This window comes from Microcystis sp. LE19-41.2A (genome assembly GCF_027530405.1).
In the GTDB taxonomy this organism is placed as follows: Bacteria; Cyanobacteriota; Cyanobacteriia; order Cyanobacteriales; family Microcystaceae; genus Microcystis; species Microcystis aeruginosa.
The window spans coordinates 1-13,667 of record NZ_JAPZQJ010000111.1; the positions used below are offsets into that span (position 1 = coordinate 1).

Annotated in this window: 18 protein-coding genes and 3 pseudogenes; 7 read left to right on the plus strand and 14 right to left on the minus strand. The window is 41.1% G+C overall.

Features of this window, described 5'->3' with window-relative positions; all coding sequences use genetic code 11:
* Positions 1–621: 621 nt before the first annotated feature.
* The 4 genes and pseudogenes from O9290_RS04845 to psbB all read left to right on the plus strand — a co-directional run bounded on the left by O9290_RS04845 (position 622) and on the right by psbB (position 4,420).
* Positions 622–813: an HMA2 domain-containing protein gene (locus O9290_RS04845; RefSeq protein WP_002757656.1), complete on the plus strand. Its 192-nt coding sequence runs from the start codon at positions 622–624 to the stop codon at positions 811–813.
* A gap of 36 nt (positions 814–849) precedes the next feature.
* The gene (locus O9290_RS04850; protein WP_288026626.1) at positions 850–1,395 is read left to right on the plus strand and encodes a hypothetical protein; all 546 of its coding nucleotides are present in this window, start codon (positions 850–852) and stop codon (positions 1,393–1,395) included.
* 180 nt (positions 1,396–1,575) lie between these two features.
* A pseudogene (locus tag O9290_RS04855) lies at positions 1,576–2,232 on the plus strand (DUF1345 domain-containing protein).
* 661 nt (positions 2,233–2,893) lie between these two features.
* Positions 2,894–4,420, plus strand: a complete 1,527-nt coding sequence (gene psbB, locus O9290_RS04860) for a photosystem II chlorophyll-binding protein CP47 (RefSeq protein WP_002757651.1) — start codon at positions 2,894–2,896, stop codon at positions 4,418–4,420.
* A 53-nt stretch (positions 4,421–4,473) separates the two neighbouring features.
* Here the strand turns inward: psbB and O9290_RS04865 are convergent, their stop codons facing one another.
* The 7 genes from O9290_RS04865 to O9290_RS04895 form a co-directional block, all read right to left on the minus strand.
* Complete coding sequence (locus O9290_RS04865; RefSeq protein WP_288086772.1) at positions 4,474–4,638, minus strand: hypothetical protein; 165 nt, start codon at positions 4,636–4,638, stop codon at positions 4,474–4,476.
* A 73-nt stretch (positions 4,639–4,711) separates the two neighbouring features.
* Entirely contained in the window at positions 4,712–4,831 is a 120-nt protein-coding gene (locus O9290_RS04870) for a photosystem II reaction center protein J (protein ID WP_002736108.1), read from the minus strand.
* A 42-nt stretch (positions 4,832–4,873) separates the two neighbouring features.
* Complete coding sequence (gene psbL, locus O9290_RS04875; RefSeq protein ID WP_002735805.1) at positions 4,874–4,993, minus strand: photosystem II reaction center protein PsbL; 120 nt, start codon at positions 4,991–4,993, stop codon at positions 4,874–4,876.
* Between the two features lie 10 nt (positions 4,994–5,003).
* A complete protein-coding gene (gene psbF, locus O9290_RS04880; RefSeq protein ID WP_002736175.1) occupies positions 5,004–5,138 on the minus strand; it encodes a cytochrome b559 subunit beta in 135 nt (44 codons plus the stop codon).
* Between the two features lie 25 nt (positions 5,139–5,163).
* Positions 5,164–5,409 carry a cytochrome b559 subunit alpha gene (psbE, locus tag O9290_RS04885; RefSeq protein WP_002749269.1) on the minus strand — a complete coding sequence of 82 codons (246 nt, stop codon included), beginning with the start codon at positions 5,407–5,409 and terminating at the stop codon, positions 5,164–5,166.
* Positions 5,410–5,487: 78 nt separating this feature from the next.
* Complete coding sequence (locus tag O9290_RS04890) at positions 5,488–6,480, minus strand: photosynthesis system II assembly factor Ycf48 (protein WP_287170976.1); 993 nt, start codon at positions 6,478–6,480, stop codon at positions 5,488–5,490.
* Positions 6,481–6,586: 106 nt separating this feature from the next.
* On the minus strand, positions 6,587–6,934 hold the full coding sequence (locus tag O9290_RS04895) for a rubredoxin (RefSeq protein WP_002736293.1): 348 nt from the start codon (positions 6,932–6,934) through the stop codon (positions 6,587–6,589).
* Between the two features lie 590 nt (positions 6,935–7,524).
* Between O9290_RS04895 and O9290_RS04900 the strand changes: the two genes are divergently transcribed.
* A complete protein-coding gene (locus O9290_RS04900) occupies positions 7,525–9,822 on the plus strand; it encodes a TOMM precursor leader peptide-binding protein (RefSeq protein WP_288056620.1) in 2,298 nt (765 codons plus the stop codon).
* Between the two features lie 34 nt (positions 9,823–9,856).
* On the opposite strand, the gene O9290_RS04905 is transcribed toward O9290_RS04900, so the two are convergent.
* From O9290_RS04905 to O9290_RS04920, 4 genes are all read right to left on the minus strand, one after another.
* The gene (locus tag O9290_RS04905; RefSeq protein WP_288056618.1) at positions 9,857–10,156 is read right to left on the minus strand and encodes a helix-turn-helix domain-containing protein; all 300 of its coding nucleotides are present in this window, start codon (positions 10,154–10,156) and stop codon (positions 9,857–9,859) included.
* Between the two features lie 156 nt (positions 10,157–10,312).
* Entirely contained in the window at positions 10,313–10,696 is a 384-nt protein-coding gene (locus tag O9290_RS04910; RefSeq protein ID WP_002757635.1) for a type II toxin-antitoxin system VapC family toxin, read from the minus strand.
* Positions 10,693–10,911, minus strand: a complete 219-nt coding sequence (locus O9290_RS04915) for a type II toxin-antitoxin system Phd/YefM family antitoxin (protein ID WP_002738737.1) — start codon at positions 10,909–10,911, stop codon at positions 10,693–10,695. Before O9290_RS04915 ends, O9290_RS04910 begins: the two co-directional genes overlap by 4 nt.
* Positions 10,912–10,927: 16 nt before the next feature.
* Positions 10,928–11,149 (minus strand): type II toxin-antitoxin system Phd/YefM family antitoxin, encoded by a 222-nt coding sequence (locus tag O9290_RS04920; protein ID WP_002757634.1) that lies wholly within the window; start codon positions 11,147–11,149, stop codon positions 10,928–10,930.
* A gap of 369 nt (positions 11,150–11,518) precedes the next feature.
* Here O9290_RS04920 and O9290_RS04925 point away from each other — a divergent pair, with 369 nt between their 5' ends.
* Together O9290_RS04925 and O9290_RS04930 are read left to right on the plus strand one after the other, a co-directional pair.
* Complete coding sequence (locus O9290_RS04925) at positions 11,519–11,893, plus strand: nucleotidyltransferase family protein (protein WP_002757633.1); 375 nt, start codon at positions 11,519–11,521, stop codon at positions 11,891–11,893.
* On the plus strand, positions 11,890–12,372 hold the full coding sequence (locus O9290_RS04930; protein ID WP_288056616.1) for a ribonuclease toxin HepT-like protein: 483 nt from the start codon (positions 11,890–11,892) through the stop codon (positions 12,370–12,372). Before O9290_RS04925 ends, O9290_RS04930 begins: the two co-directional genes overlap by 4 nt.
* Positions 12,373–12,652: 280 nt before the next feature.
* On the opposite strand, the gene O9290_RS04935 is transcribed toward O9290_RS04930, so the two are convergent.
* The 3 genes and pseudogenes from O9290_RS04935 to O9290_RS04945 all read right to left on the minus strand — a co-directional run.
* A complete protein-coding gene (locus O9290_RS04935) occupies positions 12,653–12,925 on the minus strand; it encodes a hypothetical protein (RefSeq protein WP_061433357.1) in 273 nt (90 codons plus the stop codon).
* A pseudogene (locus O9290_RS04940) lies at positions 12,903–13,190 on the minus strand (BrnT family toxin). The gene O9290_RS04935 and the pseudogene O9290_RS04940 overlap by 23 nt, the downstream one beginning before the upstream one ends.
* A 355-nt stretch (positions 13,191–13,545) precedes the next feature.
* Positions 13,546–13,667 (minus strand): annotated as a pseudogene (locus O9290_RS04945) (IS630-like element ISMae26 family transposase); the annotation flags it as partial.

Here is a 13,667-nt window from a genome sequence, read left to right on the forward strand (position 1 = left end):
ATCCTTATCTGGCAAGAGACTTAATTGATTAGTTCGCTCTAGATAGAAAACAATTGGCCAAAATCGAAGCAATGCCTTTCTCTATAAGGGTTCCATCCCTTATAACCCCCGTCCATTGCATAACACAAACCGAAGAGCCATTAAAATTTATAGCGGTTCTCGCATCTGTGCGGCACACTTAAACCTTTGCTGATTAAGCTGTTCAGGATCGGGAATGTACCTCTTGTGAATCAGAAACGCTATATTTGGTTTAAGAATTGGTCGGAGTTTTTCTCATTTATTCTCACCGAATATGTCCCATTCAAACAAGTAAATTCTAGTTGAAAATGTCAGAACTCTTGAAGGAGAAAAAGAAAGTTGTTTATAAAAAAACTAAAAATTTTGTTAGAATTTTATCTGAATTTATGAGTTGAAATCGATTTTTCATGGACAGAGTTCTTAAAACCTGTCTATCTCCAGCGTTGGATGATAATTATCTGTCAAAAAATAATGCTTCTACACAAGTTCTCTATTTAAATAAGAGAATTTTATCTGATTTTTTTCAAAATGAGAACTGCTGCAATAAATCTACTGTAAAAGATGATAAAGTTCCTATTGTCAATGCTTATTGGCTAAATTATTATGCTATTTGGTGGCACGTCTGAATTTTCCACAAATGCTACCCCCCCAATCTCCTATCAAGTGGTTAGCTCACTTCCTGGGCGAATCCGCTGGCGTGTCCCTTCCCTGCGCCAAAACCTAACAGGACAAAATATTCTCCAGGGAGCGATCGCTGCTCTAGAAAGCGTTACCAGCGTCCGCATCAACCCCTAGGCTAACTCAATCATTGTCACCTTTGCTGAAGGGAAAATGTCTCCCGCACAATTAGAGCAAGAACTGGCAACTGCGATCGGCAAGGCCGCAGCTTCGGCGAACCCAGGGGCAGAAGTCCCCCAGAAAGCTGAATTCAAGGCGGAAAAACAAGTTCCTCGTCCCCCGGAAGAGAAATTGCTGGTGAGGGAAAATCTGGCCGATGCAAAGGTGGAACAGACCCAAACAGTGATCAGTCCCCAGACAGGAGAAAGTAAAGATGATAAAAATCCTCTAAACGAGATACCGAGCCAAACTTTAGTTTATCGGCAGCTGGAAGCCTTACCCGTCAATTCTTGGCAGCGCCAGTGTCAAGAGCAGGCTGAATCAATCGAGAAACTAGAAGACTGCCTCGCCGCCTTACAGCCGGTGGCAGCGATCGGTTCAGCTTGGCTGAGGCGGTGGTACGTCCACAGTCCGGCAACCATAGATTGCGCTGCCAGCACCGGCAGAAGCTCGATTGAAAAAATATCGCAAATACCTTTAAAAGTTCCAAAATACAGGCTCGCAATCTCTATTTCAGGTACGAGGAGTGCAACTGATTAGGCCTTGTCTGGGACTAAATTGCCAATTCGATCGAGAATTTTTACCCGAAGGGAAAAGAGGGGCCAGTTTACTGCTCTCGCCTGAGAATTGACTGCTAGGCTATCCTGAGAAAACCATACCGTTTCAACTAAACTAGATCTGTGAAAATCAAGGCTCTTAAAAATGACCGCCAAGCCCAAAATGATTTTTCGGCTGACTTCTCCCATCAACCGGTTTCTCTTCACGCTGACAGTGGCAATTTTCGTTTATTTAATCACGGGAGAATTTTACCAGGAATTGCGGTTTCTCTTGGCTTACGATCTAGCGATACTAAGTTATTTGAGTGTTTTAGCAGTGCAAATGTCCAAAGCGACTGCGGAAGATACCTTTCGTCTGTCTCAACAGCAAGAACCCAAGGGTATTAGCACTTTATTTGCTGTGCTGCTATTTTCTGGTATGGGGTTAATTGCTCTTTCTTTATTACTCAACAACTCCAAGAAATGGACTCCCTTGTTGACGAATTTGCACATGGGACTGTCCCTATTAGCGATCTTTTTGTCTTGGACTCTGGTACATACTTTTTTTGCTCTGTATTATGCCAGACTCTAGTACGATGAACTATCCGCAGAAGATTCATCCGCTTACCGCAAAGGTTTAGACTTTCCCAATCAAGAACTTGTGGATTATTGGGATTTTATGTATTACTCTTTTACTATCGCTATGTGTTACCAGACATCGGACGTATCCGTTGAAAGCGTTGCGATGCGACGCATGACACTCTTTCATTCCATCCTCTCTTTTATCTTAGTAGCAGTAGTCATCGGTTTAGTGGTAAACATAATTTCTAATCTCATTTAATTGTGTCTGATCTCAAACGAGCCAAATGTCTATCGGGGATATCTCCCCTGCTTATGGTGATCAGTAAATCTGATATTTTGTATTCTGCTATACATTCTTCCCCATGATGTTGAGAGAACCACCTCTTTTAGATGTGGCTGCGGTACGATCTCATAGGTGTAGTTTTTTAACCCACATTCCGCACCCTAGTCGTTGAAATCAAAAGTTGCTCTAGCCCTTGTATAGTAAGACTTTTAGCGATTACTAAGAATTATGAAGTGTCACACTCTAGTCAGCGATCGCCAGCTTAATGAGAGTTTATCTCAATAATTTGGTATCAGAGCTATCAGATTTTTAGGGCTAATTGTGCATCTGCTGGGCAAACAAATTAGCCTGTAATTCAGAGCCGGCAATCGTTTTGACGATTTAGATAAAATTTTCAATGTGACACTTTAGGGTGCGGAATGTGGGTTGGAATATTCTGGCGGAAGACCGATCGCAAAGACTTGAAATCTGTTCTAACAATAGTTACACTTCTTTAGAATAGATACACTTTTCAAGGGATAATGTAGGTCGGCTAACTCTTGCACTTAACAGTCGAGATTGTTGGGCTTATATTTTCACCCTGAATATAAAAAGCGTCTAAGTGGACACTAAATTGTCAATAGGAGGAGCGTAGTCAATGGGACTACCTTGGTATCGAGTACACACAGTCGTTCTCAACGACCCGGGCCGTTTAATTTCCGTTCACCTGATGCACACCGCACTGGTAGCGGGTTGGGCTGGCTCCATGGCCCTCTATGAGCTTGCTATTTTCGACCCCAGTGACCCCGTATTAAACCCGATGTGGCGGCAAGGAATGTTCGTGCTGCCCTTCATGGCCCGTTTAGGTGTCACTGGTTCTTGGGGTGGCTGGAGCGTCACCGGCGAAACTGGTGTTGACCCCGGTTTCTGGTCTTTTGAAGGCGTTGCCGCCGCTCATATCGTCTTATCCGGTCTGCTATTCCTAGCGGCGGTTTGGCACTGGGTTTTCTGGGATTTAGAATTATTCATCGATCCCCGCACGGGCGAATCAGCCCTCGATTTACCGAAAATGTTCGGTATTCACCTGTTCTTATCCGGTTTACTTTGCTTCGGTTTCGGTGCTTTCCATCAAACAGGCCTTTGGGGTCCCGGGATGTGGGTTTCCGATGCCTACGGTTTAACCGGTCATGTGCAGCCCGTAGCTCCCGAATGGGGACCGGCTGGTTTTAACCCCTTTAACCCCGGGGGTGTGGTAGCTCACCACATTGCTGCGGGTATCGTTGGGATTATCGCCGGTTTATTCCATTTAACCGTTCGTCCCCCCGAAAGACTCTATAAAGCCCTGAGAATGGGTAATATCGAAACGGTGCTTTCTAGCAGTATCGCCGCTGTTTTCTTTGCCGCTTTCGTCGTGGCTGGAACCATGTGGTACGGTAATGCTACCACGCCGATCGAACTCTTTGGCCCGACCCGTTACCAATGGGATAAGGGCTATTTCCAAGAAGAAATTGAGCGTCGCGTCGAGGCCAGCATCGCCAATGGGGCCACCATCGCCGAAGCTTACCAAGCAATCCCCGAAAAACTGGCTTTCTATGATTATGTCGGTAATAGCCCCGCTAAAGGTGGTTTATTCCGTACTGGTGCCATGGATAGCGGTGACGGTATCGCTAAATCTTGGTTAGGACACCCCGTGTTCAAAGATGGCGAAGGTCGCGTCCTTAGCGTGCGTCGGATGCCTAACTTCTTTGAAACCTTCCCCGTTGTCCTGACTGACTCGGAAGGTATCGTTCGCGCTGATATTCCCTTCCGTCGTGCGGAATCGAAACTGAGTATCGAACAAAGTGGTGTTACCGTTTCTTTCTACGGTGGCTCTCTCGATGGTCAGGTGTTCAGCGATCCTGCTGATGTGAAGAAATTTGCCCGTAGAGCGCAACTCGGTGAAGCTTTCGAGTTTGACACCGAAACCCTGAAGTCTGACGGGGTATTCCGCACTTCTCCGAGAGGTTGGTTTACTTTCGGTCATGCTGTCTTTGCTTTACTATTCTTCTTCGGTCACATCTGGCACGGTTCTCGTACCATCTACCGCGACGTATTCGCCGGGGTCGATCCGGATCTGGAAGAACAAGTGGAATTCGGTTTATTCCAAAAATTGGGTGATCTTAGCACTCGTAAACAAGAAGTTTAGTTTTAGCTAAATCATCCCTATAACTAAAGGAGTCAAGTCTTTGACTCCTTTTTTTAATTAGGGTCTGCTGAAAAAGTTTTTCGTGGGGGCAGGGTGTGGGGTGTGGGGTGTGGGGAGCAGGGAGTGGGGAGCAGGGAGAAACAATTGATAACTTGAGAGTTAATCACACTATTAAAAACGGATTTGGTATTAAAGTTCGATCGAGCTTTACTTTTCACCGAATACTGAAAAAACCGCTAGTTATAGAAATAACTAACGGCTTTTTGCTGGGGGAAATTACCCGTAATGGAATTACATAGAGGAACCTAAACCAGCGTAAGCTCCGTAGAAGAAAAGACCAAGCACGGCGATAACGCCTAGACCGGCGATGGTGGCGACTAACCACAAAGGAATACGACCTTCTGCGAACATGAATAACACCTCCTAATTGCGATGACAATGAATCGGGACTAATTAGTTAAAGAAATAGCTGGAAAATAAAATTCCCAAGACAGCAACTAGGAGTAAACCTAGATAAAGAGAAGTACGATTTAACTCGACGGCTTGCCGATTCGGATTAGGTGTTCTTTCCATAATTGTTCTCCTAGCGTTGAATAAACTGCATTGCCGCAATCGCACCGATAAAGAAGACAGTGGGGACCGCTAAGGTATGAACTGCCAACCAGCGAACGGTGAAAATGGGGTAAGAAATGGGTTGATTGGGATTACCACTAGCCATTGTTTTTATCCTTAATTAAAGTAAACTACTGATTAAACTGCTCGATTTGATTTTTGGCCTCAAAGCGATCATTAATGATCGGTAATTCTTGACGCTCTTGAGTGTAATACTCATCGGGACGGGGAGTGCCAAAAACATCGTAAGCCAAACCAGTACTCACGAATAACCAACCTGCGATAAACAGCATGGGGATGGTGATGCTATGGATAATCCAGTAACGAATACTGGTAACGATATCGCCAAAAGGACGTTCGCCGGTACTACCTGACATGGACGGTTCTCCTCGGAATGATAGGACTTGAAAAATTCAATCTCTATAATAGAGACTTTGTTGACCCTGAGACAAGTTTTAGGCCGGTTCGCTAGGGGGATTATATTTCAGTAAAACCCCATCTTGTCCCAAGACAAAACCCTTGTCGGAATTGATAAAAACAATTCGATAGAGATTGGAGGGGACACTTTCCACCGCGCGATCTTTTTGCCAAGATTGGCCGCCGTCATCACTGACCAAGAGATTGCCGCTACCACCAGCGACCCAAATTTCTTCGGGGGTGCGGTAGTTGAGGTCCAAAAGTCCCCAACTGGTGGAAAACTCGGGGAATACCTTATCTTCCCATGTATCGAGATCATTGGGGCTAGTAAATTGTAGTTGACCACCCCGGGCCAGGGCCCACAGTTCTCCTTTTTCACCATAACCGACTTTTTGTAAGCGGCGGGAAGAAAGACGATTGTGGGGTTGCCATTCTGTTGACCCCGGTTCCCAAGTGGAATAAAAGTTACCGCGTGCGGAAACGGCCACGTATTTACCATCATGGGAACGAACAATTGTCCGGGCCACACCCACAGCACCTTCCACTAAAGCTTGCCAAGTTTTGCCCCCGTCTTTGGTGCGGTAGATAGCGCCTAAATCCGTGACCATTTCGGCGGTTTTGTCGTTAAGGGCGATAATTCCGTAGGGGGAACCGGGTAATTTTTCACTTAAGGGGATACGGGACCAGCTGCTGCCCCCGTCTTCGCTATGGAGAAGAATTGAGGGTTTACCGACAATCCAACCCTCTTGGTCGTGGAAACTGACGGCGCTAAAGCTAACTTTTTCTTCGCCAAGGTTGAGGACTTTTTGCTGCCAGCTGTCCCCCCCATCGGTGGTTTCAAAGAGGGTAGATTTGGTTCCCACTAACCAACCGTGCTGCAGGTCGTCGGTAAAGGCGATATCGGCAAAAGTGGAGTCAGTGTCGAGGGTGAGGATTTGCCAAGGACTACTGCTCAGGGATGGCACACTACTACAGCTAAAGCAGAAAAAGGCTACAGCTAGAACTATTACGAATTGTTTCAGTTTTCTCATCAATGGTTCAGAGGTATTGGTCAAGGAATCGGGACGGATTAGGGTTTGTACCCGATGGGTTACAGGCTCATAAGAGCCGTTGGATTAAAGATAATGAGTGCTTGAGTTAGTTTAAACCATATAAACTAATAAAGAAAACAAATCCTAGCGCTAAAGCCCCGAAAATCAAAATATTTTTTTGTGCCGGAGTCAGACGGTTGACTCCAAAACCATAGCTAAGATTTTCTTGGAATCCCGAAGGAGCATCTTTAGCTCCGATGTTGATAAATTGGGAACGACGCACACCACACACGGGACAGCGCCACGTTTCTGGCAATTCCTCGAAGGGGGTTCCAGCGGGAGTGTTGGTTTTACTATCTCCCTTGCTGGGGTCGTAAACGTAGCCGCAGGAGCGACATTCGTGGTTGGCAGGGGCCTGGTCGGCTAGGGTTAGTTCTGGTGGGCGATCGCTCATAACTAAGATTAAAGGAATTTTCAACACTCTGTTACAAATTATCCTTGAAAATTGACCTCTCTCACGGGCAAGCCCCAACAGAATAGCCAGTTTTCAAGCCTGAAAAGGATTAGCGAGGCAGCATATCGGCTTTAAAAAAAGCAAGATTAATCTATTAGGGCTTAAATGTCTATTAAAACTTTATTAAGTTTATATTTGGGCTATTTACCCTGATTTTGGTACTCAAATTTATTCCGAGAAATTGAGAAATTTCAGGCAGGGAAGAAATTAGGGGGCTGATACCAAATCCTGTTTAAAAGGTGGAGGAGATTGGGGAGTGCCGGAGCTGCGGAGCAGGGGGAAACAATCCATAACTGGGTTTTTAAAGTTGGATTGGGAGTTAATCATGCTATTAAAAGCGGATTTGGTATCATATTGAATAAATTTAATCACTTTTAGCGATCGCTTTTATATTTTGGCATAAATGGGCTGCTCCCTCCCTGTTCCCCAAAACGAAAACTTCGCACCTCACTATTAAGATGACTGCTATCAACCTTATATTATAGGTATATAATCAACCTTAACTATACCTTAAAAAGAGAGTAAAAATTGTGTTCAACCAGCTTGATTGGAATCCTGCCTACTCAATTGAAACCTTAGAACCAAATACGGTATTTTTTCTATCTGAGCGAGAATCAATCTGTTTCCAAGAGCCGCTTTATTATCGTTTAGTCAGATTAATCGATGGTCAACGTAATCTTGATGAAATTATTGATATTCTTCAGTTAGAATTTTTACAAAATCAAGAAATCAATCCCAATAATGCTAATTACTTCGCAGTTATTGTTAATTATAGCTTGGCAATTCAAAAAGCGATTTTTCAGTTATATAAACGAGGGTTTTTGTTAGAAAAACAAGAATTATTGCCGTCTAATTTAGCAATTTTATGCCATCATCTTCAGGTTTCTCAAGCCCAAGCTTTTGAACGATTACAATCTCTGAAGGTTACAGTTAAAACCCTAGGCTTAATTCCCCAGCAAGATTTGATCAATATTTTAAATTCCTTGCAAGTTCAAGTCGCAGATGAAGGGGATTTAACCATTATTTTAACCGATAATTATCTTCATCCTGATTTAGAGAGTATTAATCAACAAGCTTTAGCCTCACAAAAACCGTGGTTATTAGTTAATCCCCTGGGAAATCTAGCCTGGATTGGTCCCTTATTTGATCCCGATAAAACTGGTTGTTGGCATTGTTTGGCTCAACGATTACGAGATAATCGTCCCGTGGAGGAATTTATCATTAGACAGAGAGACAATAAGATTTCTTTAATTTCTCCTTTAGGGTTTTCTTCAGCGACAATACAGACGGTTTTAAATCTGACGGCTATGGAGGTTTTTAAGTGGATTATTCAAGGTAAAAATCAACGTTTAGAAGGAATGCTAATGACTTATGATACTTTAAATTTACAATTTCAAGAGCATATTTTAGTTAAACGTCCGAACTGTCCTAGTTGTGGATATTCTCTAAATAAAACACCTTTACCCGTGGTTTTGGGACATCGTAAAAAGGCTTTTACCAGTGATGGGGGACATCGTTTTTGTTCTCCTGAAGAAACCTTAAAAACCTATCAACATCATATCGGTCCTATTACGGGAATTGTGCGAGAATTAAATAAGATACAAGGGAATGCTTTAGTTCATACTTATGTAGCTAAACATCATTTTCGCAGTGTCTTTGATGATTTAGACAGTTTACGGCAAAATATTGGAGGTAGAAGTGCGGGAAAAGGCCGTACAGATAGTCAAGCAAAAGCAAGTGGATTTTGTGAAGCTATTGAGCGCTATTCGGGGGTTTTTCAAGGAAATGAAATCAAAGAAGAAGCGAGTTATCAAGAGTTAAAAGATAAAGCTATTCATCCTAACAAATGTATGAATTTTAGTGAAAAACAATACCAACATCGAGAAGAATGGAATGGGAATAATCAAGGATGGTTTCAAAAAGTCCCTGAACCTTTTGATGAAACTAGAATCATTGATTGGACTCCTGTATGGTCTTTAACTGCTCAAGATTTTAAGTATTTACCGACGGGATATTGTTATTATGGTTATTCTCAATCTGAACCCTTAGATTGTTGGGCTGATTCTAATGGCTGCGCCGCAGGAAATACGATAGAAGAAGCGATTTTACAAGGGTTTATGGAGTTAGTGGAACGGGATTGTGTGGCTTTATGGTGGTATAATCAATTAGTTAAACCTTCCGTTAATTTAGAGAGCTTTAATGAGCCATATTTTGAGCAATTAAAGCAATATTATGAGGGGTTAAATCGGGAGCTATGGGTGTTAGATATTACCAGTGATTTGAATATCCCTTGTTTTGCCGCTATTAGTCCGAGAAAGGAGCGGGAAGTGGAGGACATTTTGTTAGGGTATGGGGCGCATTTTGACCCAAAAATTGCCATTAGTCGGGCGTTAACGGAGGTTAATCAAATCTTACCGAATGTGTTATCTTTCAAGGAAGATGGGACAACGATTTATCCTCCCTCTGCTGATCCTTTGGCGGTTAAATGGTGGCAAACGGCAAGGTTAAGCAATCAATCTTATTTAGTTCCAGATAGTAAAATAATACCGAAAAAAAGTCATGATTATTTACAATTAGCCAGTGATGATTTATTAGAGGATGTTAAATTGTGTCAGCGAATTGTTGAGTCAAAGGGGATGGAAATGTTAGTATTAGATCAGACTCGTCCTGATATTGGTTTAAGGGTGGCTAAAGTCATTGTCCCCGGAATGCGTCATATGTGGAAGCGTTTAGGGACAGGAAGATTGTATGATGTTCCTGTTAGCATGGGATGGTTAAAAGAGACTTTGACGGAAGATGAATTAAATCCTTTTCCCATGTGGATGTAACCCTTGTTCATGGTCAATTGTTGATGATTTTAAGTTACTTGGTGAAGATTTCGAGTTTAACTTTTATTCCCGTTTTATCTAAAAGACTGAGTAATTTATCAACAGTAAAACGGCTAATTTCTCCATTCATTAAATCACTAATTTTTGGTTGTGTTTCCTCGAAAAAAGTGGCGGCTTCTTGCTGTGTCCATCTTTTTTCGAGGATAAAAGACCGCAAGGTTAACATCAAATCGGCTCTAATTTTTAAGTTAGTTGCTTCTTCACTGTTAAATCCTAAATCTTCAAAGATGTTATCGCTACCAAAAGTGATCTCAATAGGGTTAGATTGTGTCATGGTTATCCCTCCTGTAATTGTTGTCTAAATTGAATCATTTGTTGATAACGTTTTTGTCCCAATGCTTCAATCTAATCTAGAAGAGCGGCTGGATCATTGGGAGCTATTCCTTCATCTTGATCTAAGATCAATAATATTTTCATTTGTTGAGTTACACTAAATAAGCGCAATCGAATATTGACTGAAAATTGAATCACTTGTAATGATAGGGAGATTCTCAGCCATAGATTGAGCAATAATAATGCGATCAAAAGGATCTCTGTGGTGAAAAGGTAGAGAAGCATTAATTTTTAGATGCTCTAGTTCAAGATTGAGTAAAACAATCCTACTTTCGTTCACTTCTTTCTCAATAAACTCTTCATAGGAAGGAACTAACCTTAACTTTCCTAAATTATATTTAATAGACATTTCCCAAAGACTGGCGATACTAAGATAACTAAAATTGTTCTCATCTTCAATTAAATCTTTGAGAGCATTGCTTAATCTAGGATCGTCATTAACAAACCAAAGAAAAATATGTGTGTCCAATAAAAAAGTCATTCCCTGTAATTTTGAAAGTCTTCAAGAGGTTCATCAAAGTCATCGCTCATCCATACTTTTCCCTTAGCACTTCCTCGTTTTAAGGGTCGTTTGATGGGGGAAATTTTGGCTACTGGCTCGTCGCCTTGCATAATAACAATTTCTTCTCCGTTAATTGCCAAATCGAGAAGTTTTGAGAGATCGGATTTAGCTTGAGCTATATCTAATTTAGTCATAATGTTAAATCTCTATTTAAGTTTTCAAAAAATCTTGCCAATGTTCTTCGTCATCAGCTACGATGGTAATCATTCCTTGACATAGTCCGGGGACTAGGCGTTGGGGCGGTATGGGTATTGGCCCGATTAATTGGGCAATTGGACGATTATTGTCGGTGATTAACAATTCTTCCCCCAGTTTGAGATTGTCAATCAGTTCGGGGAGTTTAGCCTGGGCTTCTTTGAGAGAGATGATCATGGATGTTGGGTTCTATCTAACTCATGGTGATAACGCTACAATTTTAACTGAATCTCAGCAAGGAATAGATAAAATACGGTTGGGTTGAACGATAGTGAAACCCAGCCTACACTCTCATGTTAAGGTTAAGTACGAAGATAAACCCAATTTCTAGGCCGATCATTCCTCAATTTTAACTGATCTAAGCAGAAAATAAATAAGCTCTCCTGATGACTGATAGATAAAAGGTATGTCACCGAAGTAACACACCTTAAATAAAATATTGTTGGGTTTCGTTGCCTCAACCCAACCGACAAGAGCGGCGATCGCTGATCACAAAAATTGCTATCATAGAAACTATTGATATTCAATGATTTAGGGGTAATCATAATGACACAGTTAACTGAAGAACGAAAACAAGAGATTATTGCTGAAGTTTTAGCAGCGAGAGCAAACCGTGAACAATTTCTATTAGAGATGAAACAACGGCAACAAGCAGGGTTAAAAATTGCTCAAAAATGTGCTAGTCTCCTTAAAGAGAAGTATGGAGTCACGAAAGTTGTTTTATTTGGTTCATTGTTAAATTATGAAGAAATAACTCCCCATTCTGATCTTGATTTAGCGGTTTGGGATTTACCAGAGAAAGATTATTTTAAAGCGATAGCAGAGTTAGATAATGGACAGGATTTTGAGGTGGATTTAGTAGAAGTTCAAAAGGCTCATCCTTATATTTTAGAGGCAATTGCTCAGGGGGTTGAATTATGACTAATTTATCAATTCAAGATAGAATTAATCAAGAACTCAATAAAATTCTCCAAGCCCTACAACAGCTAGAGATATTTTTAAGAGAATTATCTAATCAATCGGATGTCATGTATCAAAACGCATTAATTAATTCTATTGCGCTTAATTTCCATGGAGTTTATACTGGAATTGAGCGTATATTTGAAGCGATTGCTAAAAAAATTGCTCAAAGATTCCCAACGGGGGATAAATGGCATCGAGATTTATTAGAGCAAATGTCTGTTGATATACCTAAGGTGAGAAAAGCAGTTATTACAGAAGAAACAAGGCTCATTTTGGATGAGTTACGGCGGTTTCGTCATCTGGTGAGAAGTGCTTATTATTGCCAATTAGATGAGGAAAAGGTTTTAATCATCCCCCATGAAATTGTTAATTCTTATCAAACCATAATCAATGAAATTCAATTGTTTTGTAATAATTTAAGTAAGGGAGAAACTTAATTAAAGATAACCAAATTTACAAGATCACCTTCGGTGCGCTTTCAGCGAGCGGCGTGCTGCTATGCAGTGCCGTAGGCATCCCACTGAATCTAAGTAAAGAGGACTTACGCAGGTACGCTACCCGTAGGGGCAATTCATGAATTGTCCCTACGGTTAGACAAGATTTATAGTGCTATTGGGTAAGTCCTAACACCTTAAATCAAATATTGTTGGGTTTCGTTGCCTCAACCCAACCGACAAGAGCGGCGTGCTGCTATGCAGTGCCGTAGGCATCGCACTATTATTGAGGAATTAATTTAATTAAACTTCTTAAGGTCGCATTAACGGATTCCGAATTAGGAAAATATTTTTTAACATCAGGATCAAGAATAATTACATCATTTTGCGCTGGAAAATGTTCAACCGTTTTTGTTCCATCTTCATGATGAACAGTAACGCTATGACCTTCCCGATACTGTTGGTAATATTTTCCGCGAACAGGATTTTTAAGTTGACTTAAATCATATTCTTCTCGCAAGTCATCTTCTAATTCATCTTGGATTTTCTCGTTCATAATATCTCCTTTCTTTGGGTGTAACTAATCTTGCACTAATTAAACTAATTTTATGATCACGATCCGTATAAGAAACAAATAGAAATTTACCTTGATCTGATCAACCTATTATAAGATAGCGATTCTCCCCTGTAGAATGGTCAGGATCATCGAAATTTACAGCTAAGGGATCATCAAATACGGTGGATGCTTCTTCAAAAGAAATGTTATGTTTTCTTTGATTTATTTTTGCTTTCTGTTTATCCCATTCAAATGCTAGTTCCAAATCATTGCCACTTTGCCAACTGAAATATCCCCCATTTATAGCATATCCTGAGGGCGGAATAACAATTTTTCCTGTGCGATCGCGTCTTCCCAAAGTTTGATTAATAGAGAGATATATAAGCGATCGCCGCTGATAGGCAAAAGGTGCATCACCGAAGTAACACACCTTAATTAGTTGATCTATTTACTCAAATAAGACAACTTCTAAACGTCTTATGGCACTTGAGTTACTCTGTTTGATTTTAAACTCTAATCCACTTTTATTAATTCCGTTTGGATTTTGACATTTTACCTTGTACATATTATCGTCTTGACTGAAATCGATAATGGGTAATGAAATATAGCAATTCTCTGACTTATGAGGTACAGTAGCAACAGTGAGTAAACCAATTGCGAATATCTTTTTGAGTAACTTCTAACATAGCCAATTCAATCCCTTCTATTAAGTCTTTGTAAGTTCTCGCCTTCAGTTTTCTTA